A 20,061-nucleotide genomic window follows, 5' to 3' on the forward strand; every position below is an offset into this window, starting at 1 on the left:
ATCAGATTCCCACCTGGAAGCCGGTGGACCATGTCCGCATCTGCCCTACGAGGCTGTCCCAAGCACCCGTGAGCAGGAGGAGTCCGGTCAGGATCATCATGATGCCGCCGATGCGCATCACCCATGCGTAGTGCTTCTTGACCCAGCCGAAGGCGCCGAGCGCCTTGCGGAAGGCGACCGCGGCGAGCACGAAGGGCACGCCGAGGCCGAGGCAGTACGCGACAGTCAGTATGGCCCCGCGTCCGGCGCTGCCCTGCTGCGAGGAGAGCGCGATCACGGAGCCGAGGGTCGGGCCGATGCAGGGCGTCCAGCCGATGCCGAACAGGGCGCCGAGCAGCGGGGCGCCGATCAGTCCGGCGGCGGGCTTCTTGTGGATGCGGAACTCACGCTGGGTCATCCAGGGCATCAGCCCCATGAAGAACACGCCCATGGCGATCATGAGCCCGCCCAGCACCTTGTTCAGTACGCCCTGGTACTCCTGCAGCGTCTGCCCGAAGTAGCCGAACAGCGCGCCGCCCGAGACGAACACGGCGGTGAAGCCGAGGACGAAGAGACTGGCGCCGGCCACCATGCGGCCCCGCCGCTGTTCCATCAGGTCGGTGCCGGTGACGCCGGTGACGTAGGAGAGGTAACCGGGCACGAGCGGCAGCACGCACGGGGAGAAGAAGGAGACCAGGCCGCCGATGAGGGCCACCGGCACGGCGAGGAGCAGCGCGCCGCTCAGGATCGTGGCGTTCTCGCTGTCATAGGCGGCGAGAGTGACAAGCGTGGACACCGTCGCTCACTTCTCCGCGACTACCGGGTCGAGCATGTCCCGCAGACTCTTCTCGCTCAGCGGCTTCAGCGAGCGCGCGGCGATCTTGCCCTCCCGGTCCACGATGATCGTGGACGGGATGGCCTGCGGGTTGAGCGTGCCCTTCTCGAACTTGAGCAGCAGCTTGCCCGTGGGGTCGTAGTAGCTCGGGTAGGAGACGTCGAAGCTCTTCTCGAACTCCTTGGCCGGGCTGGTGCTGGTGTCACGGGTGTTGATGCCGAGGAACTGCACGTTCTGCTTCTCGGTGGCCTTGGCGACCTTCACGAAGTTGGGCGCTTCGGCGCGGCAGGGCGGGCACCAGGAGCCCCAGACGTTCAGCACGACCACTTTGCCCTTGTAGTCGGCGAGGTCCAGGGCCTTGCCCTCCAGGTCGTCGCCGGTCAGGTCGGGGGCGTCGTGCCGCTCGCCCTTCTTGACGGTGGCGACGCCGCCGGAGCTGGTCACGAAGTTCGTGTTGTTGCCGCCCCCGGACGTGCCGCCCGAGCCGCACGCGGTCAGCGCCAGGGCCGCGACGGCGGCTCCCACGGTCAGCTCGACGGCGCGGCGCGTGGTCGCGGAGTTGCGCGGGGCGCTGCAGGCGGCACTCATGTGAAAAGTTTCGCATGTCTGTTTAGGGGATCTTCCGCACCCCCCTCATGCACGGAAAAGCCCATTTCAGGAGGGGTTTGTCGCCGGTTCGGCGAGGAACTTCCGCCAGCCTTCGGCGGGCTGCTGACCGACGTCGAGCGTCCGGAGCTTCGCGAGCACCTCGGGGTCCTGCGCGTCCATCCAGTCGACATACTGCCGGAAGGAGACGAGGCGTACGTCGTCGTGCTTCTCGGCAGCGGAGGCGATGTGCTTGAGCGCTTCCTCCACGGCGTCCATGTAGATGCCGCCGTTCCACTCCTCGAAGTGGTTGCCGATGAAGAACGGCGCCCGGTTCGTCTCGTAGGCCCGCTTGAACCCGGCGATGTACGCCTCGGTGGACTGCTTGCGCCAGCCCGGGTAGTTGTAGGCGGGCGCCTTCGTGGAGTTGAGGGACTGGTTGGCCAGCATGTTGTAGTCCATCGACAGCACCTCGAAGCTGTGCCCGGGGAACGGGACGGCCTGCAGCGGCAGGTCCCAGACGCCCTGCTTCTTGTCGGGCCAGCGCTGTCGGCCGCCGGGCGAGGACGCGTCGTAGCGCCAGCCGAGCTCGCGGGCGGTGGGCAGCAGATTGTTCTGCCCGAGCAGGCAGGGGGTGCGGCCGCCGACGAGTTCCTTGTCGTAGTCGAAGGGCAGCGAGGGCAGGTCGTGCCAGCCCGTGTTCGTCCGCCACTGCTTCACGAAGGACGTGGCCTGGTCGATCTCGCTGCGCCACTGCTGGGGTGTCCAGTTGGCCACGGAGCCGGAGCCCACGCAGAAGTGCCCGTTGAAGTGCGTGCCGATCTCGTGCCCGTCGAGCCAGGCCTGGCGTACGTACTTGAGGGTCGCCTTGACGTGTTCGTCGGTGAGGTAGCCGATGTCGGAGGCGCCCACCGCGTTGTTCGGACCGTGGTAGAGCCGCTTCTTCGACTCCGGCAGCAGGTAGATGCCCGAGAGGAAGAAGGTCATGTGCGCGCCGTGGTCCTCGGCGAGCTTGAGGAAGCGCGGGAAGAGTCCGTTGCCCACTTCTCCCGCGCCGTCCCAGGAGAAGATCACGAACTGCGGTGGCCGCTGCCCCGGTTCGAGCCGCTCGGGCGCCGCGGGCTGGTGGGGCTGCTTGCCGGTGTACGAGGTCGAGCCGTCCCCGATCGGCTTGGCGGTGGGCCGCCCGGGCTTCCCGGAGTGTCCGGCGCCGCCGTGTCCGCCCGGCGAGACAGTCGGGGAGTCACCCGATCCACAGCCGGCGAGCGCCGCCGCGGCCGCCGCCCCGGCCCCCAGACCGAGAAGTCCCCTACGACTGACATCGCGCATATCGTCCCCATTCATTGCGCCCTGTACTCGTTCATGGCGGGCACACAGTGAGAGGGTTCAACGAACGCGCGGGTTCCGACAAGTCGAAGGTATTTGCGGTGGTTTGACGGGAAAGCGGCGCGGGCCGCCGTCAGACGGTGGCCCGCGGCCGGGGAACTTCCGAGGGCGAACGCTAGGCGCCGAACGCCTTGCCGCCGCCCTGGGCGCCCTTCACCGGCTTGGCACCCGCCAGCAGATGGGCGGGGACGAGATCACGCGCGGGCTCCGTGTAACCGACCGAGACGATCTTGTCGCCCTGGTAGGTGAACGTGGTGAGCGAGGCGAGCGTGCACTGCCGCTTGCGCGGATCGTGCCACAGCCGCCGCTTCTCGACGAAGCTGCGCACGATCCAGATCGGCAGCTGGTGACTGACACACACCGCCTCGTGCCCGCGCGCCGCGTCCTTGGCCGCGTCGAGCGCGCCCATCATCCGCACGACCTGCTCGACGTAGGGCTCGCCCCACGACGGCTTGAACGGGTTGACGAGGTGCTTCCAGTTGTCCGGGTTCTTCAGGGCGCCGTCGCCGACTCCGAAGGTCTTGCCCTGGAAGACGTTGGCCGCCTCGATGAGCCGGCCGTCGCTGTCCAGATCGAGGCCGTGCGCCTTGGCGATCGGCGTCGCCGTCTCCTGCGCCCGCTCCAGCGGGGAGGCGACGACATGCGTGATGTCGCGGACCGACAGGTGCTCGGCGACCCGGTCGGCCATCTGCCGGCCCAGCTCGGAGAGGTGGTAGTCGGGCAGCCGCCCGTACAGGACACCCTCCGGGTTCTCCACCTCACCGTGCCGCATGAGGTGCACGACGGTGATGTCCTCGTCGCTCTTCCCGATGCCTCTGTTGCCGATGCCGCTCTTGTTCTCGGTACGGCTCTTGTCGGTGCCGCTCTTCTCGGTGCTGTCGCTCATGCCGTGGCCTCCGCAGCCGCGCGCGCGGCAGCCGGGAGCGCGGCGGCGATGCGCTCGACCGCCCGCTCGTCGTGGGCGGTCGAGACGAACCAGGATTCGAACGCCGACGGCGGGAGGTAGACACCCTGCGCCAGCATCGAGTGGAAGAACGCGGTGAAGCGGAAGGACTCCTGCGCCTTCGCGCCCTCGTAATCCCGGACCGGTTCGTCGGGGGTCCCGGTGAAGAACACGGAGAACATGTTGGAGGCGTTCTGCAGCCGGTGCGCGACGCCCTCCTTGGCGAACGCCTCCGTGACCAGCGCGCGCAGCTGCTCGCTGACCGCGTCGACCTTCGCGTACGCGGCGTCGTCGAGGAGGCGCAGCTGGGCGAGGCCCGCGGCGGTGGCGACCGGGTTCCCGGACAGGGTGCCCGCCTGGTAGACCGGGCCGGCCGGGGCGAGGTGGGCCATGACGTCGGCGCGACCGCCGAAGGCCGCGGCCGGGAAGCCGCCGCCCATCACCTTGCCGAAGGTCAGCAGGTCGGGCACGACGCCGTCGACGCCGAACCAGCCGGCCTTCGACGTACGGAAGCCGGTCATCACCTCGTCGGAGATGTACAGCGCGCCGTTCTCCTGACACGCGGCCTTCAGCCCGGCGTTGAAGCCGTCCAGCGGCGGCACGACGCCCATGTTGCCGGGCGAGGCCTCGGTGATGACGCAGGCGATCTCGCCGGGGTGCGCGGCGAACGCGGCGCGCACGGCGTCCAGGTCGTTGTACGGCAGGACGATCGTGTCGCCGGCCTGCGCGCCGGTGACCCCGGGGGTGTCCGGCAGGCCGAACGTGGCGACGCCCGAGCCCGCGGCGGCGAGCAGCGCGTCCACGTGACCGTGGTAGCAGCCGGCGAACTTCACGACCTTCGCCCGGCCGGTGAAGCCGCGGGCGAGGCGGATCGCGGACATGGTCGCCTCGGTGCCCGAGGAGACGAGGCGGACCTGCTCGACCGGCGCGATCCGGTCGACGATCTCCTCGGCGAGCGCGACCTCGCCCTCCCCCGGCGTGCCGAAGGAGGTGCCGCGGGCGACGGCCTCCTGAACGGCCGCGATCACCTCGGGGTGGGAATGGCCGAGAATCATCGGCCCCCACGAGCACACGAGGTCGACGTACTCGCGGCCGTCGGCGTCCGTCAGATACGGACCGGTACCGGACACCATGAAACGGGGCGTACCGCCCACGGCTCGGAACGCGCGCACCGGGGAGTTCACGCCGCCGGGCGTGACCACGGCCGCACGGTCGAAGAGCCCCTGCGAAACGGGTGCCTCATAGGGATAGGGGGTGTTGTTCGCCTCTGCCATGCCTCTCAGCGTACGGCCCGCTTCCCCGGCCCCCCTCGCGCGGACCCCGGGCGCCATAGACTCAGGCTGTCAGGGCGCTGTACTGCATCTGTACGGCGACGGGGGCGGGCCGCTCGCGCAGTTGTTTCACTCGGACGTTTCACCGGGTGACCGTGGGGGAGGTCACTGACACGATGATCGGGTTGCGCGTGGGCGGTCGCGCGGCCTAGAAAAGGGCCTGGCGCCCTGAGAACAGCAGTCGGGTGGAGATATGCATCGCGGTGGCGGCGGACTGGGTGAGGGGACCGACGACCTGGGCCCCCGGCGTGCCCGGCGGGGAAAGCACCGGCGCGAGGGCCTCGACGACACGGCGGGACAGATCCAGAGAGCGACGGGCAGCGGGAATGGTGGCCGGGTGGGGGTGACGTACAAGTACTTCGGCGCGCCCGACGGTGCGACGGCGGCCCGGGTCCCGATCTCCATGCGCCCCGAGGAGCTCGGCGGTGACGAGCTGGGCATGGGCGGCATGTTCACCAAGATCAAGCCGGAGACGATGGCCGCGATGGTCCTCACCGGCATCGAGGGCATACCCCTGCACAAGGTCCCCCCGCTGGAACTGGTCGTGCTGCACCCCGACTACGCGGTCGTGAAGCTGCCGATGACGGTCGTCGACCCGCTGCGCGGCGTCGGCGAGGAGTCCGTGGGCGCGGCGGCGTTCATCTGGTCGACGGTCCCCGACCGCGGCGGCCCCCGCGACGCCTTCAACGTGTACCAGCTGCTGCACGAATGGCAGGACTTCAGCCACCGCCTGCACGACGCGGGCCATCAGGCGTACTGCCTGGTGTGGCCGTGAACGCGCCCGACGCACCGAGCACACCACGGGACCCGGAGATCCGGGCACTGCTCGCCGCCCTGCACGGGCAGCGCCGGCACATCCTGGGCATCCTCGAGGGACTCGACGCCGACGCGCTGCACCGGCCCGCGCTGCCGTCCGGCTGGAACTGTCTGGGACTCGTCCAGCACCTGGCGCTCGACGTGGAGCGGTTCTGGTTCCAGGCCGTCTTCCGCGGCGACCGGGACGTCATCGGCTCCCTGGCCGGCATCGAGGACGCCTGGCAGGTGGCGCCCGGCACCTCACCCGACGCCGTGCTCGCCCGCTACCGCGCGGAGACCGAGCTGGCGGACGCCGTCGTCACCGCCGCCGCGACAGCGGACGCCCCCTTGGCCTGGTGGCCCCGTGACCTCTTCGGCGAGCCGCATCTGCACACCCTGCGCGACCTCCTGCTGCACGTCGTCACGGAGACCGCGTGCCACGCCGGTCACCTGGACGCGGCACGCGAACTCCTCGACGGGCGGCGCTGGTTGGTCCTGACCTGAGCGGTCGCCGCCCCCGGTCCGCCCCCGGCTCACAGCACCGGCGGCCCCGCTTCGATGCGCCGCAGCACGGCCTCGTACGAGTCGACGGTGCCGCCCGTCTGCAGCTGCCGTTCGTCCCACCAGGTGGCGCCCGCGTCGGCGAGCGGGCCGATGACGTCGAGAGCCCCCGCCCTGCGGGCCGGGCTGAGGCCCCCGACGACGATGTCGAAGGGGTCGTCGGGGAACTCCCTGTGCTGCTGTACGTAGGCGACGAGGTCCGCGAGTTCGTCGGGGCGCGGCGGGACCCCGTGCAGGGCGGTCGTGAACAGCGGAGCGGCGCCGTCCCAGCGGGCCGCGCGGCGCATGGGCCGGCGGTGGGGCCAGAAGCCGCCGATCCATACGGGTGGGCGGGGCCGCTGCGTGGTGGCGGGCAGCAGGGCCGTCTCGTGTACGCGGAAGTGGGCGCCGGTGTGCTCGACGCTCTCGCCGGTCCAGTACCGGGTGAGCAACTCCAGTGACTCATCCAGGCGTTCGGCGTGCACCGACCGGTCGACGGTGTCGCCGAAGCTGCCGTACTCGTCGTCGGCGGGTCCGCCGAGTCCCACGCCGAGGATCACCCGGCCACCACTGAGCGCGTCCAACGTGGCGACCTGGCGGGCGAGTTGCTCGGGCCGGTAGCGGGGCACGGCGGCGACGAGCGGGCCCACCTTCAGCCGGGACGTGGCGAGCGCGGCCGCGGTGAGCAGCATCCAGGGGTCACCGAACGGCTTTCCGCGCTGTTCCCGCTTGTCGTGCACGACGTGGTCCCAGACGAACAGACCGTCCCAGCCCGCCTGTTCGGCGGCGACGGCCGTCCGGGCGACGGTGTGGGCATCGGCGAAGTCACCGAAGTTCGGGATGTTGACGGAGAAGCGCATGCCCGGCATCGTGCCGGGCCCTGGCCGGGCGGGCCAGCGAATTGACGGCCCGGGTCAAACCCGGCGCGCCGCCCCCCTCACCGTGAAGCCGATCACCGCTCCCCCGCCCGCCCGCCGCGCAGCGAACGGCACGCCGTCGTGGGTTGCCGCGACCTCTCGTACGATCGACAGGCCCAGGCCCGAGCCGGGCAGGCTGCGGGCCGCGGGGGCTCGGTAGAAGCGGTCGAAGACGCGGTTCGTGTCGCCCTCCTCGAAGCCGGGGCCGCGGTCCAGGACCTCCACGCGGACGCCGCCCGAGACGCGGGTGACGACGATCTCGATGGGGGCGGTGCCGTCGGCGTCGAACTTGGCGGCGTTCTCGACGAGGTTGGTCAGGGCCCGTTGCAGCTGGGCGGGGCGGCCCGGGATCGTCGTGTCGCCCTCGGCGCGGACGGTGACGGTGCGGCCGGTGCGGCGGCGGGCGAGCGCGGCGACGTCCTCGGCGGTGTCCGCGAGGGCCACCTCGACGACCGGCTCGTCGTCGCCCTTGCCGGCCGCGAGGTCGACCAGCTCGTTGACCAGGTCGGTCAGTTCGCGGGATTCCTGGGCGAGGTCGGCGACGAGTTCCTCGCGGGCGGCGGGCGGGAGTTCGTCGATGCGGCGCAGCAGGGAGATGTTCGTACGCAGGGAGGTCAGCGGTGTACGGAGTTCGTGGCCCGCGTCCTGGACCAGGCGCCGCTGGTCCTCCACGGAGCGGGCCAGGCGTCCCAGCATCCGGTCGAAGGAGCGGCCCAGGCTGCCCACCTCGTCGCCGCCCGCGACGGGCACGGCGACATCGAGCCGCCCGGTGGAGGCGACGACCTCGGCGGTCTCCGCGAGGCGGACCAGGCGGGAGGTGACGCGGCGCGCCAGCCACCAGCCGAACAGACCCGCGGCGATCACCACCGCCCCGGTGAGGAGCAGCGTCCGTTTCTGCAGCTCGCGCAGCAGGTCCTCGGTGTCGCTGAACTCCTGCGCGACCTGCACGGCGCCGCGTCCGTCGCCGAGCGCGACGGTGGCCATGCGGTAGGCGTCGTCGTCGATCTCCACGTCGTCGTCCTCGGTCACCGTGCCGACGGCCCGCGCGTCGGCGACCCGGCGCGCGGCGGCGTCGACGGGCAGTTGCGGGCTGCCCCGGTCGACGAGCGCGCCTTTCGGGCCGAGCACCTGGACGTCGGTGCCGGCCGGGCGGGACAGGTCGTCGCGGGGGCCGTCGTGGTCGGGGTCGCCGGAGGTGAAGTCGTGCGGTGTGAGGGTCTGCTGCCGGACCTGTCCGCGCAGGCCGTGGACGACCTCGTCGAAGACGGCCTGCTGGTCGACCCGGACCAGGCGCGCGGCCGCGTCGTAGGACAGGAACCCGACCAGGGCGGTGACGCCGACCGCGACGGCGGCGAACGAGATGGCCAGGGTCGTCCGCAGGCTCCTGGCGTTCACCTCACCCCTCCCTCAGCACGTAGCCCACGCCCCTGACCGTGTGGATCAGCGGCACCCCGTGCGGCTCGTCCACCTTCCGCCGCAGGTAACCGACGTAGACCGCCAGATTCTTGGACCCCGGGCCGAAGTCGTAGCCCCAGATGCGGTCGTAGATCGTGGCGTGGTCGAGGACGATGCCGTGATTGCGGGCCAGCAGTTCCAGCAGGTCGAACTCGGTGCGGGTCAGCTCCAGCTCGCGCGCGGCGCGCCAGGCGCGCCGGGCCCCCGGGTCGATGCGCAGATCGGCGGCGACGACCTGGCGGCCGCCGGCGGGGCCGGTCCCGGGGGCGTACGCCGAGGCCGTGCGGCGCAGCAGGGCGCGCAGCCGGGCGAAGACCTCCTCCACGTCGAACGGTTTCACCACGTAGTCGTCGGCGCCCGCGTCCAGGCCCGCGATCCGGTCCGGGGTCTCCACCAGCGCGGTCAGCATGAGGATCGGCGTGCGGTCGCCCTCGGCGCGCAGCACCCGGCAGACCTGGAGGCCGTCGATGCCCGGCATCATCACGTCGAGGACCAGGATGTCGGGCTTCGTGCGGTGTGCGGCGGCGAGCGCCTCGACGCCGTCTGCGACGGCCGTGACGGCGTAGCCCTCCAGGGTCAGGGCGCGGGCCAGCGCGTTGCGGATCGCGCGGTCGTCCTCGGCGAGCAGCACGGTGGGCGCGGACGGCGAAGAGGGCGGGGCGGAGTGCGACACGCTGCCCAGTGTGCCCCGCCCACCTGGACGCATCCCCTGATCAGGCGTCGGCCAATGGGCTTCTTACCCGGCTCTCACCCGGCGCGGCACAGCGGCTTACCTGCCCGTCGCAGGCTGTGCCGGTACATCGAGGGGTGTGCGGGCCCGTACCGGCCGCCCGCCGGGGAAGGCACTACGTATGAAGATCGTGTTCCTGCTGCACAACGCCTATGCCGTCGGCGGCACCGTACGTACCACGCTCAACCTCGCCGCCGCGCTCGTGGAGCACGGCGGCCACGACGTGGAGATCGTGTCGATGTCGCGGCACCGCGAGAAGCCCCGGTTCGCCGTCGACCCGCGGATCACCCTCGTACCGCTGGTCGACACGCGGGCCGGCGGCGCGGACGCCCGGGAGCCCGGGTACGGGCAGCCGTCCCGGGACTTCCCGGCCGCCGAGAAGCGGTACAAGCAGTACACGCTCCTGCATGACCAGCGGGTCCGCGCCTATCTGGAGGACCGCTGCGCCGCGGACGTCGTCGTCGGCACCCGGCCCGGCATCAACGTCTATCTCGCCCTGTGGGGGCCGCGGCAGGCGCTGCGGATCGGGCAGGAGCACCTGCGGCACGACGCGCACAACAAGAAACTGCGCGCCACGCTCGCCCGGCACTACCGGCAGCTCGACGCGCTCGTGACGATGACGGAGGCGGACGCGGACGTCTACCGGTCGCGGATGGCGCTGCCGGGGGTGCGAGTGCTGGCCGTGCCGAACATCGTGCCGCCGGCCGCCGGCCCGCCCTCCGACGGCACCACGAAGATCATCGCGGCGGCGGGGCGGCTCGCCCCCGGAAAGCGCTACGACCTGCTTCTGGAGGCGTTCGCCGCGGTCGCGGCGAAGGAACCGGAGTGGGAGCTGCGGATCTACGGCGGCGGCCCGCAGGAACCGCATCTGCGGGCGCTGGTCGGCGGTCTCGGGCTGACCGGCCGGGCCCGGCTCATGGGCACCGTCTCCCCGATCGAGCCGGAGTTCGCCAAGGCGTCCGTCGTGGTGAGCGCGTCGGACGCCGAGTCGTTCGGCATGACGCTGGTCGAGGCGATGCGCTGCGGGGTGCCGGTGGTCAGTACGGACGCGCCGCTCGGCCCCGCCGAGATCGTCACGGACGGCGTCGACGGGTGGCTCGTCCCGGTCGGTGACGCGCGGGCGCTCGCCGAGGCGATGGCGGAGCTGATCGAGGACCCGGTGACCCGCAAGGGGATGGCCGCGGCGGCGCTCGCCTCGGCCCGGCGTTTCGATCCGGCGCCCATTGTGGCGCGATATGACTCCCTTTTTACGGAACTTCGGGCGTCGCGCCGTCGTCGAGCATGGCAACGGTTCCGCGCCCGGACCGCCAACTGGGCGCGCAGAAAGGCCCGTTCGGTACGCCGTGCGCGGCCGGGCGGTCCAGGGGGGACACCGCATGACCGCCGACGCAGTCGTACCCATGGCGCAGCACAGCCCGGAAGTTCGTAGGTCGCGCGCGGTGCAGGCCGTCACGGAGCGGGAGACGGGCAGGACGGGCCGGGCGATCCGGTGGCGGCCCGCCGCCCGGCCCGGCGCCCCGCGCGGGGACGGCTGGCTCGCGATCGTCGCCGTTCTCTACGGCATCACCCAACTCTCCCTTGTCGTCACCCAGTTGGGGCACGGACTCGGCTGGGACGAATCGGTGTACGTATCGCAGTACGACCCACGCAATCCGGCCGTCTTCTTCAGCGCACCGCGTTCGCGCGGTACGAGTCTGCTGACGGCGCCGCTCGTCGCGGTGACCGGCTCGACGGTGGTGCTCCGCATCGCCCTCGCCGTGCTGTCGTCGGCCGCGCTGTACGCCGCGTTCCGCGTGTGGCGGCCGCTGGTCGGGGCACGTACGACAGCCTTCGCGGCGCTGCTGTTCGCCGGGCTGTGGATCACGGTGCTGTCCGGCGCGATGGCCATGCCGAACCTGTGGGTGGCGTTCGGCGCGGTCGCCACCGTGGGCTGGTTCCTGCGCATCACGGGCGGGGGCAAGAGCGGGGACGCGGGCAGGGGCCGCGGCTGGTGGCCGGCCGGGTGCGTCGCCGCGGTGGCGCTGTTCCGGGCGCCGGACGCGGTGTGGCTGGTGCTGCCGCTGGCCGTCGCCGCCCTGCTGCTGCGCGAGCGGCGCCGCATCCTGCCGTACCTCGCGGCGGGGCTGGTGGCGGGGCTCGCCCAGTGGGTCGTGGAGGCGTACATCCGCTGGGGCGGGGTGCCCGAGCGACTGCGCGTGTCCAGCGCCACCGAGGGCGACATGGGCCTGCACCTGAATCTGGGCACGGCCTGGCGTTCCGTGAACGGGCCGCTGCTGTGCCGCCCGTGCACGGCGGGCTCTCCGATGGACCCGGGACTCGCCCTGTGGTGGCTCGCGCTGCCGCTGCTCGCCGCGGCGGCGGCGTACGTCGCGTTCCGTGAGCGCCGCGTCCCCGTGACGGTCGTGCCGGTGGCCTGCGCCGTCGCGCTCGCGGTCCCGTACCTCCTGCTCATCGGCTACTCGGCGCCGCGCTTCCTGCTGCCGTCGTACGCGCTGCTGTCGCTGCCCACGGCGGTACTGCTGCGCAGGCTGCGCCGTCGGCGCCCCCTCGCGATCGCGGCGGTGGTCCTGGCCGCGTTCCAGCTCACCTCGCAGTTCGTCGTGCTGAACCGCCAGGTCGACTCGACGGCGCGCACCGACGCCCGTTACGTCGCGGCCGCGCGGGGCCTGCGCGCGATGGGCCTGACACAGCCCTGCCTGGTGACGGGCCCGCGCGCACTGCCCATCGGCTACGCGGCGGGCTGTGCGTCGGCGCAGACCAGGGGCAACAACCGCTCCACGACCCACGACGCGTTCCTGCGCCGGGCCGCTCGCGTTCCCACGGCCGTTCTCACCCCGCCGGGCGACCGGCCCCCGCGGTACGCCCGCGACTGGACCCCGTACGAACTGCCGGACACCGGCGGCTGGACGGCGTGGAAGTCGCCCGTCCCGTACCGGCTGCAGCTGCTCAACCCGTAGGAAGGCCGGGCCGTCCGTACAGGCCGCAGTGACAGCTACTGGGTCCGCAGAGCGGCCAGCCGCTGCTCGAACGGCACGATCTCGAAGCCGTCCGCCGGGTCCACCGACGTGATCGCCCCCGTCAGCGAGCGGGGCGCGATCGCGGCGGCCGTGTCGACGTCCGGCGCGGCGTCCGCCGCGGCCGGCGCCATGAAGCGGGCCAGCTCGGCGCCCGCGCGGGCGATGCGCCGCTGCAGACCCTCCTCGCCCCAGTCCTCCGACGCCGCGTACACGGCGGTCGGCAGGACGAGCGCGCGCAGATACGTGAAGAGCGGGCGCAGCGCGTGTTCGGTGACCAGGGAGTGCCGGGCCGTGCCGCCGGTCGCGGCGACGAGGACCGGCTTGCCGGTCAGGGCGTCCTTGTCGATGACGTCGAAGAACGACTTGAACAGTCCGCTGTACGACGCCGCGAACACCGGGGTCACGGCGATCAGGCCGTCCGCCGCGGCCACCGCGTCGAGCGCGGCGGCCAGCCGGGCCGGCGGGAACCCGGTCACGAAGTGCTGGGCGATCTCCGTGGCCAGGTCCCGCAGTTCGACGACCTCCACCTCGGCCGCCCCCGCGGCCGGGTGTCCCACGGTCGCGGCCGTGAGCCGGTCGGCGAGCAGCCGGGTGGACGAGGGCGAGCTCAGCCCCGCCGATACGACGACGAGCTTCACTTCGAACTCCCCTCAGGGGTCTGGGACTTGGCGGCGACGCGGGCAGCGTGGGTGGGCGCGTCCGGCACGTTCGCCGGGCGCTTGTTGTCGAACTCCTTGCGCAGCACCGGCACGACCTCCTCGCCGAGCAGGTCGAGCTGCTCCAGGACGGTCTTCAGCGGCAGGCCCGCGTGGTCCATCAGGAACAGCTGGCGCTGGTAGTCGCCGACGTAGTCGCGGAAGGACAGGGTCCGCTCGATGACCTCCTGCGGCGAGCCGACGGTCAGCGGGGTCTGCGAGGTGAACTCCTCCAGGGACGGGCCGTGCCCGTAGACCGGCGCGTTGTCGAAGTAGGGGCGGAACTCGCGCACCGCGTCCTGCGAGTTCTTGCGCATGAACACCTGGCCGCCGAGCCCGACGATCGCCTGCTCGGGGGTGCCGTGCCCGTAGTGGGCGTAGCGCTGCCGGTACAGGTTCACCATCTGCTTGGTGTGGGAGGCGGGCCAGAAGATGTGGTTGTGGAAGAAGCCGTCGCCGTAGTACGCGGCCTGCTCGGCGATCTCCGGCGAGCGGATGGAGCCGTGCCACACGAACGGCGCGACGCCGTCCAGCGGGCGCGGGGTCGAGGTGAAGGACTGCAGCGGCGTGCGGAACTTGCCCTTCCAGGTGACGACGTCCTCGCCCCAGAGGCGGCGCAGCAGCGCGTAGTTCTCGATGGCGAGGTCGATGCCGTCGCGGATGTCCTTGCCGAACCAGGGGTAGACCGGGCCGGTGTTGCCGCGGCCCATCATCAGGTCGACGCGGCCTTCCGCGACGTGCTGCAGCATCGCGAAGTCCTCGGCGATCTTCACGGGGTCGTTCGTGGTGATCAGCGTCGTGGAGGTCGAGAGGATCAGCTTCTCGGTGCGCGCGGCGATGTAGCCGAGCATCGTCGTCGGCGAGGACGGGACGAACGGCGGGTTGTGGTGCTCGCCGGTGGCGAAGACGTCGAGGCCGACCTCCTCGGCCTTCTGCGCGATGGCGAGCATCGCCTTGATGCGCTCGTGCTCGCTCGGCGCGCGTCCGGTCGTCGGATCGGTCGTGACGTCACCGACGGTGAAGATCCCGAACTGCATGCTGCTCACCTTCCGCAGGTTGTTGATGCTTCAACTATACCCACAGAACGGCAGCCCCCGCCCCGCTATTCCCGGTACGGGTCCCGGCCCGTCGCCGCCAGCAGCCGGACGAAGGGCGGCGCGCCGGCCGCGACCTCCACCGGCTCCCCGAAGACGCCCATCGTCCTGGCCGTCGGCGACAGCTCCGCCACCGCGGCCGCGAGCGGCGCCACCACCTCCGGCGGGGCCTCGTACGGCCGGCCCGTGGCCCGCGCCAGATCCCAGGCGTGCACCGTCAGATCCAGCAGCGCCATCGAGCCCACCAGCCGCGCCGGCATGTTCATCGCGCCGCTCGTACCGTCCTCCGCGCCCGGCGCCGACCACGCGGCCGCCAACGCCTCCGCCTCACCGGCGAACCGCTCCCGCCAGTCCGGGCCCTCCCCCACCCGGTCCACCGTCACGGCGAAGTCGGAGTCCTTCTTCACGGCCAGTTTCTGGAACTCCACGACCACCTGGAAAAGATGGTTGACCAGGGCCTTCACGTCATAGTCGGCGCACGGGGTGGGCGCGGAGAGCGTCGTGTCGCCGATCCCGGCCACGACCGGCACCGCCCGCGCCGCCGCCACGGCCAGCAGCTCCCCGATGCCGTACGCCTGCTGCTGCTCTTGCGTGTCGTTTTCGTCCATGCCCCGACGCTACGAGCCCGGCGCCCGCGCCTCTTGAACAAACGCGACGCTGTCAGTACCCCGCCGTACGATCCGCGCATGGCCCAGGATCGCGACACCCGCGGGATCGTCGACCCGTCCGCGCTGCTCACGCGCGTGCGCTTCCGGCGGCACGCCCCCGCCGAGGCGCTGCGCCCGTACGTCGAGAACTACTGGTTCATCGACTGGGACCTGCCCGCGCCCTACGCGTCGCACATCCTGCCCCACCCCTCGGTGAACCTCACGTTCCAGTGGGACGAGTACGACAAGGGGACTTCGCCGCCGTACGGGGAGCTCACCGGGGTCGCCGCGCCCGGCCTCTACACCCGCAAGATCGGCGGCCGGGGAAGGGTGTGCGGGGCGAAGTTCTGGCCGGGGGCGTTCCGGCCGTTCGTGCCGGAGGTGCCGGTCGCCGAGTGGACCGGCCGCGCCCTGGCCTACGAGGACGTGTTCCCGCGCACCGATGTAGCCGCCCTCCTGTCCGGCGGGCCCGGCCCCGACGGTGGGGACCCCGCGCGGATCGCCGCCCTCGACGCCTACCTGCTGGTCCTCGTCCCCGCCGGACCGGACCCCGCCGCCGAGCTCGCGCGCGGCCTCGTCGCCCGGATCCGCGCCGAGCGCGCGGTGCGCCGCGTCGCCGACCTCGCGCGCGCCGAGGGAATGTCGGTCCGCTCGCTGCAGCGGCTCTTCACCGGATACGTCGGCGTCAGCCCCAAGTGGTGCATCCTGCGCTACCGCATCCACGAGGCCGTCGAAGCGGCCGGCACCCGCACCGACGTGGACTGGGCCGCCCTCGCCGCAGACCTCGGCTACGCCGACCAGGCCCACCTCGTCCGCGACTTCACGTCCACGGTGGGCGTCCCGCCGACGGCGTATCCGACGTCGTAACGGCGGCCTTCCAGGGGCTACTCGGCGTGATGGATCGCGTAGATCATCACGAACGCCACGATGTGGATCCCGAAGAGGAAGTAGCCCAGGTACCACCACATGTACCGCTCGCCCTTCTTCTCCTGGGCGAGCCGCCGCTCGTCGTACTCCCGCTGCAGTACGTCCAGCGGGTCGGACGCGTCCGAAGAGTCCGGCGCGTCACTGCTCACGGTGGACCTTCGTATTGGAGGCCTGGGCGCGCGGACGGACCACCAGCAGGTCGATGTTGACGTGGCTGGGCCGGGTGACGGCCCACGTGATCGTGTCGGCCACGTCGTCCGCCGTCAGCGGCTGGGCGACGCCCGCGTACACCTTCGCCGCCTTCTCCTCGTCCCCGCCGAACCGCGTCAGCGCGAACTCGTCCGTCTTCACCATGCCGGGCGCCACCTCGATGACGCGGACCGGCGTGCCCACGATCTCCAGGCGCAGCGTCTCCGCGAGCACGTGCTCGGCGTGCTTGGCGGCCACGTACCCGCCGCCGCCCTCGTACGTGCCGTGCCCGGCGGTCGAGGACAGGACCACGACGGTGCCGTCGCCGGACGCGGTCAGCGCGGGCAGCAGGGCCTGCGTGACGTTCAGCGTGCCGATGACGTTCGTCTCGTACATCTGCCGCCACTGCTCCGGGTCGGCGGACGCCACGGGGTCCGCGCCGAGCGCGCCCCCCGCGTTGTTCACCAGCACCCCGACCGACTTGAACGCCGTCGCGAACGCGTCGACGGCCGCCCGGTCGGTGATGTCGAGGGCGTACGCGGCGGCCTGGTGCCCCGCGCCGTTGATCTCCTCCGCCAGCGCCTCGATCCGGTCCTTGCGGCGAGCCGTGAGCACCACCCGGTATCCGGCGGCGGCCAGTTGCCGCGCGGTCGCGGCGCCGATACCGCTGCTCGCGCCGGTGACGACGGCGATACGGGAAGACGCTGCGGGGGCCATGAGCTACTCCTCGGACAACAGGACGGCTGTGCGAACGATCGACGCCGTCCAGCGTACGTCCCGGCCGGTCCCGCCCCTCAGTCTCCCCGGGGCGCGTACATGATCACGGCCATGCCTGCCAGGCAGATCAGCGCCCCCGCCACGTCCCAGCGGGTCGGCCGGTACCCGTCCGCGACCATGCCCCACGCGATCGAGCCCGCCACGAACACCCCGCCGTACGCCGCCAGGATCCGCCCGAACTCGGCGTCCGGCTGCAGCGTCGCCACGAACCCGTACAGGCCGAGTGCGATCACCCCGGCACCGATCCACACCCACCCGCGATGCTCCCGCACCCCCTGCCACACCAGCCACGCGCCGCCGATCTCGAACAGGGCGGCGAGCACGAACAGGGACACGGAACGGGCGACGAGCATGGGCGACAGGGTGTCACGCGCGCTTCCCTACGAGTCCCCCGCACGTCGCGGGCCCCGGCCGACGCATGGCCGATTACGCCATTGCGTCGCGCCACCGATGGCAGTGGTATCGAACCGGTAGCCCGTCCCCGATCAGTAGAGCGAGCAACGAATTCCAACCGGCCCCAATAGGGAGATGTCATGCCCGAGAAGAGTTCCGGAACTTCACGGAGCACGACCGAAAGCGAATTCTACGACGAGTCGCAGAAAGAACCCCGCAAAGCAGCCGGAACCAAAGGCTCAGGATCATCGTCCGGAACTCCGGCCGAAGACAACCACGTGAGTGTCGTCCTGGCAGGAGCGGGCGCCCGCGGCGCCTACGAAGCCGGAATGCTGGCCACGCTGCTGCCGGAACTCGACGCGGCCGGCCAGCGGCCGAAGACGTTCGTCGGTACCAGCGCGGGATCACTCAATGCCGTGCTCTTCGCCTCACTCGCCCACCTGCCCGCGCACCTGGCAGCGGACGAAGCGCTCAAAGTCTGGCGAGGAATCACCAAGAAGCAGGTCTTCAAACCGTTTCTGACGGCGGCCCTGCCCGGCGTCATGCTGCAATATCTCTCCGGGCTGGTGAATCCGTCCGCCCAGCCTCTCTCGGCCTTTCTCGACACCGGCCCGCTGAAAACCACCCTCAAGAACAAGGTGGACTGGAATCAGCTCCACGCCAACATGCTGAGCGGCGCGGTGCAGGCCGTGGCCGTGGCCACCACGGCCTGCTACAGCGGACGGACCGAGGTCTTCGCCGAGGGGCCCGCGGCCACGCGGCTGCCCTCCACCGACATCGACCGGGCGGTGGACTACACCCAGACCGTCCTGACCGAGGACCACGTACTGGCGTCCGCCTCGATCCCCGGCGCGTTCCCGCCCGTACGCATCGAATCGGCGGGCGGCTGGTACATGGACGGCGGCGTGCGGCTCAACGCCCCCATCAAACCGGCGATCTCGCTCGGCGCGAAGCGCGTCGTGGTCATCGCCACCACGCCCCTGCGCTACCTGCCCCGCTCCCGCGGGCGGGGCGAGCCCGCGCCCTCCGTGCTGGACGTCGCCGCGCAGATCACGACCGGCCTGATGACCGACCGCATGGTCGAGGACACCCGCACGCTCGGCAAGGTGGACGAGCTGCTCAAGGCCGGCGCGAAGAAGGTCAGCCCGCTCGGCCGCGAGTACTCCATCATCGAGTACGTCTTCGGCGGCCCGGTGCCCGGCCAGATCAACCAGCTCAACGAGTGCGCCACGTACGTCCTCGACACCTACTTCCGGGGGCTGCGCCGCCTCACCAACCCCGACCTGATGCTGCTCGCCACCCTCCTCGGGCCGGGCCACAGCCGGGGCGAACTCCTCAGCTACCTCTTCTTCGAGCCGGAGTTCATCGACCGGGCCATCAAACTGGGCCAGCGGGACGCGCAGATCATCCTCGACGAGGCGGGCGACGACCCGAGCAACTTGTGGCGGAGCGACGCGGACTGACCCAGACAGACACAGACAGACACCAACAGACACAGACCCGGGCGAAGGGCCCGAGCCGTCAACGGCTCGGGCCCTTCTGCCGGTTCAGCCCTTCACGCAGACGACCTGCTTCAGCTTCGCCACGACCTCGACCAGGTCCCGCTGCTGATCGATGACCTGCTCGATCGGCTTGTACGCGGCCGGGATCTCGTCCACCACGCCGGAGTCCTTGCGGCACTCCACGCCCCGCGTCTGCTCCTCCAGGTCGCGCGTCGAGAAGCGCTTCTTGGCCGCGTTCCGGCTCATCTTGCGGCCCGCGCCGTGCGAGGCGGAGTTGTAGGACGCCGCGTTGCCGAGACCCTTCACGATGTACGAACCCGTGCCCATGGAGCCCGGGATGATCCCGTACTCGCCCGAGCCCGCGCGGATCGCTCCCTTGCGGGTGATCAGCAGGTCCATGCCGTCGTAGCGTTCCTCGCTGACGTAGTTGTGGTGCGCGCTGATCTCGGGTTCGAAGGTCACCTTCGCCTTCTTGAACTCCTTGCGGACCACGTCCTTGAAGAGCGCCATCATGATCGAGCGGTTGTACTTCGCGTACTCCTGCGCCCAGAACAGGTCGTTGCGGTACGCGGCCATCTGCGGGGTCTGCGAGATGAACACGGCCAGGTCGCGGTCGACGAGGTTCTGGTTGTGCGGGAGCTTCTGCGCGACGCCGATGTGGTGGTCGGCGAGCTCCTTGCCGATGTTGCGGGACCCGGAGTGCAGCATCAGCCACACCGAATCGGCCGAATCCACGCAGAGTTCAACAAAGTGGTTGCCGGAGCCGAGCGTTCCCATCTGCTTCGTGGCGCGCTCCTGACGGAACTTGACCGCGTCGGCGACACCCCCGAACCGCCCCCAGAAGTCGTCCCACCCGGCGGTCCCGAAGCCGTGCAGCCGGCCCGGGTCGACGGGGTCGTCATGCATCCCCCGGCCCACCGGAATCGCCTGCTCGATCTTCGAGCGCAGCCGGGACAGGTCGCCCGGCAGGTCGTTCGCCGTCAGGGACGTCTTCACCGCGCTCATCCCGCAGCCGATGTCGACCCCGACCGCCGCCGGGCACACCGCACCCCGCATCGCGATCACCGAGCCCACCGTCGCGCCCTTGCCGTAGTGCACGTCGGGCATGACGGCGAGGCCCTTGATCCAGGGGAGGGTCGCCACGTTGCGGAGCTGCTGCATCGCCCCGTCCTCGACGGACGCGGGGTCCGCCCACATACGGATGGGAACCTTCGCCCCCGGTACCTCTACGTACGACATGAAATCCCCCGAAAGTAGGCGCGGTTGGAGCTATTGGAGCTATTGGAGCTATGAGAACCAATGGAGCCGAACTCCGAAAACGCAG

At 71.2% G+C, this 20,061-nt stretch carries 21 protein-coding genes; 6 read left to right on the plus strand and 15 right to left on the minus strand.

The features are described from left to right. Position 1 precedes the first annotated feature (1 nt). The 5 genes from AB0J02_RS08185 to hemL form a co-directional block, all read right to left on the minus strand. Entirely contained in the window at positions 2 to 775 is a 774-nt protein-coding gene (locus tag AB0J02_RS08185) for a cytochrome c biogenesis protein CcdA (RefSeq protein ID WP_363192761.1), read from the minus strand. 6 nt (positions 776 to 781) lie between these two features. Next, complete coding sequence (locus AB0J02_RS08190) at positions 782 to 1,402, minus strand: TlpA disulfide reductase family protein (RefSeq protein ID WP_363192762.1); 621 nt, start codon at positions 1,400 to 1,402, stop codon at positions 782 to 784. A 66-nt stretch (positions 1,403 to 1,468) separates the two neighbouring features. Then, complete coding sequence (locus AB0J02_RS08195) at positions 1,469 to 2,728, minus strand: hypothetical protein (RefSeq protein WP_363192763.1); 1,260 nt, start codon at positions 2,726 to 2,728, stop codon at positions 1,469 to 1,471. Positions 2,729 to 2,900: 172 nt separating this feature from the next. Continuing rightward, a complete protein-coding gene (locus AB0J02_RS08200) occupies positions 2,901 to 3,557 on the minus strand; it encodes a histidine phosphatase family protein (RefSeq protein WP_363193035.1) in 657 nt (218 codons plus the stop codon). 110 nt (positions 3,558 to 3,667) lie between these two features. Further along, positions 3,668 to 5,002, minus strand: a complete 1,335-nt coding sequence (hemL, locus tag AB0J02_RS08205) for a glutamate-1-semialdehyde 2,1-aminomutase (RefSeq protein ID WP_363192764.1) — start codon at positions 5,000 to 5,002, stop codon at positions 3,668 to 3,670. Between the two features lie 394 nt (positions 5,003 to 5,396). Here hemL and AB0J02_RS08210 point away from each other — a divergent pair, with 394 nt between their 5' ends. Next, complete coding sequence (locus tag AB0J02_RS08210) at positions 5,397 to 5,834, plus strand: hypothetical protein (protein ID WP_030565229.1); 438 nt, start codon at positions 5,397 to 5,399, stop codon at positions 5,832 to 5,834. After that, positions 5,831 to 6,358, plus strand: coding sequence for a DUF664 domain-containing protein (locus AB0J02_RS08215; RefSeq protein WP_363192765.1), 528 nt, complete (start codon positions 5,831 to 5,833; stop codon positions 6,356 to 6,358). The genes AB0J02_RS08210 and AB0J02_RS08215 overlap by 4 nt, the downstream gene beginning before the upstream one ends. Before the next feature lie 29 nt (positions 6,359 to 6,387). Here the strand turns inward: AB0J02_RS08215 and AB0J02_RS08220 are convergent, their stop codons facing one another. Genes AB0J02_RS08220 through AB0J02_RS08230 form a run of 3 tightly spaced genes read right to left on the minus strand, consistent with a single transcriptional unit; the run spans position 6,388 to position 9,439 of the window. Then, positions 6,388 to 7,254, minus strand: a complete 867-nt coding sequence (locus AB0J02_RS08220) for an LLM class flavin-dependent oxidoreductase (RefSeq protein WP_363192766.1) — start codon at positions 7,252 to 7,254, stop codon at positions 6,388 to 6,390. Between the two features lie 54 nt (positions 7,255 to 7,308). Next, positions 7,309 to 8,706, minus strand: a complete 1,398-nt coding sequence (locus AB0J02_RS08225; protein ID WP_363192767.1) for a HAMP domain-containing sensor histidine kinase — start codon at positions 8,704 to 8,706, stop codon at positions 7,309 to 7,311. 1 nt (position 8,707) lies between these two features. After that, positions 8,708 to 9,439: a response regulator transcription factor gene (locus tag AB0J02_RS08230; protein ID WP_363192768.1), complete on the minus strand. Its 732-nt coding sequence runs from the start codon at positions 9,437 to 9,439 to the stop codon at positions 8,708 to 8,710. A 178-nt stretch (positions 9,440 to 9,617) separates the two neighbouring features. Between AB0J02_RS08230 and AB0J02_RS08235 the strand changes: the two genes are divergently transcribed. Both AB0J02_RS08235 and AB0J02_RS08240 read left to right on the plus strand, forming a co-directional pair. After that, a complete protein-coding gene (locus AB0J02_RS08235) occupies positions 9,618 to 10,925 on the plus strand; it encodes a glycosyltransferase family 4 protein (protein ID WP_363192769.1) in 1,308 nt (435 codons plus the stop codon). Continuing rightward, a complete protein-coding gene (locus tag AB0J02_RS08240) occupies positions 10,873 to 12,453 on the plus strand; it encodes a hypothetical protein (protein ID WP_363192770.1) in 1,581 nt (526 codons plus the stop codon). Before AB0J02_RS08235 ends, AB0J02_RS08240 begins: the two co-directional genes overlap by 53 nt. Before the next feature lie 35 nt (positions 12,454 to 12,488). Here the strand turns inward: AB0J02_RS08240 and AB0J02_RS08245 are convergent, their stop codons facing one another. From AB0J02_RS08245 to AB0J02_RS08255, 3 genes are all read right to left on the minus strand, one after another. Beyond that, the gene (locus AB0J02_RS08245; protein ID WP_363192771.1) at positions 12,489 to 13,151 is read right to left on the minus strand and encodes a CE1759 family FMN reductase; all 663 of its coding nucleotides are present in this window, start codon (positions 13,149 to 13,151) and stop codon (positions 12,489 to 12,491) included. Then, complete coding sequence (locus tag AB0J02_RS08250) at positions 13,148 to 14,245, minus strand: LLM class flavin-dependent oxidoreductase (RefSeq protein ID WP_363193036.1); 1,098 nt, start codon at positions 14,243 to 14,245, stop codon at positions 13,148 to 13,150. The genes AB0J02_RS08245 and AB0J02_RS08250 overlap by 4 nt, the downstream gene beginning before the upstream one ends. 65 nt (positions 14,246 to 14,310) lie before the next feature. Further along, positions 14,311 to 14,910 (minus strand): TIGR03086 family metal-binding protein, encoded by a 600-nt coding sequence (locus tag AB0J02_RS08255; RefSeq protein WP_363192772.1) that lies wholly within the window; start codon positions 14,908 to 14,910, stop codon positions 14,311 to 14,313. 78 nt (positions 14,911 to 14,988) lie between these two features. Between AB0J02_RS08255 and AB0J02_RS08260 the strand changes: the two genes are divergently transcribed. Beyond that, positions 14,989 to 15,816: a helix-turn-helix domain-containing protein gene (locus AB0J02_RS08260; protein ID WP_363192773.1), complete on the plus strand. Its 828-nt coding sequence runs from the start codon at positions 14,989 to 14,991 to the stop codon at positions 15,814 to 15,816. Between the two features lie 17 nt (positions 15,817 to 15,833). On the opposite strand, the gene AB0J02_RS08265 is transcribed toward AB0J02_RS08260, so the two are convergent. From AB0J02_RS08265 to AB0J02_RS08275, 3 genes are all read right to left on the minus strand, one after another. Then, positions 15,834 to 16,025, minus strand: coding sequence for a hypothetical protein (locus AB0J02_RS08265; protein ID WP_363193054.1), 192 nt, complete (start codon positions 16,023 to 16,025; stop codon positions 15,834 to 15,836). Beyond that, positions 16,015 to 16,782: an SDR family NAD(P)-dependent oxidoreductase gene (locus AB0J02_RS08270; RefSeq protein WP_363192774.1), complete on the minus strand. Its 768-nt coding sequence runs from the start codon at positions 16,780 to 16,782 to the stop codon at positions 16,015 to 16,017. Before AB0J02_RS08270 ends, AB0J02_RS08265 begins: the two co-directional genes overlap by 11 nt. A gap of 77 nt (positions 16,783 to 16,859) precedes the next feature. After that, the gene (locus tag AB0J02_RS08275) at positions 16,860 to 17,195 is read right to left on the minus strand and encodes a YnfA family protein (RefSeq protein ID WP_363192775.1); all 336 of its coding nucleotides are present in this window, start codon (positions 17,193 to 17,195) and stop codon (positions 16,860 to 16,862) included. 318 nt (positions 17,196 to 17,513) lie between these two features. Between AB0J02_RS08275 and AB0J02_RS08280 the strand changes: the two genes are divergently transcribed. Beyond that, complete coding sequence (locus tag AB0J02_RS08280) at positions 17,514 to 18,698, plus strand: patatin-like phospholipase family protein (protein WP_363192776.1); 1,185 nt, start codon at positions 17,514 to 17,516, stop codon at positions 18,696 to 18,698. Positions 18,699 to 18,782: 84 nt separating this feature from the next. Here the strand turns inward: AB0J02_RS08280 and AB0J02_RS08285 are convergent, their stop codons facing one another. Then, positions 18,783 to 19,976 carry an RtcB family protein gene (locus AB0J02_RS08285; RefSeq protein WP_363192777.1) on the minus strand — a complete coding sequence of 398 codons (1,194 nt, stop codon included), beginning with the start codon at positions 19,974 to 19,976 and terminating at the stop codon, positions 18,783 to 18,785. Positions 19,977 to 20,061: the final 85 nt, after the last annotated feature.

The organism is Streptomyces sp. NPDC050264 (assembly GCF_040655895.1).
Lineage (GTDB): Bacteria > Actinomycetota > Actinomycetes > Streptomycetales > Streptomycetaceae > Streptomyces.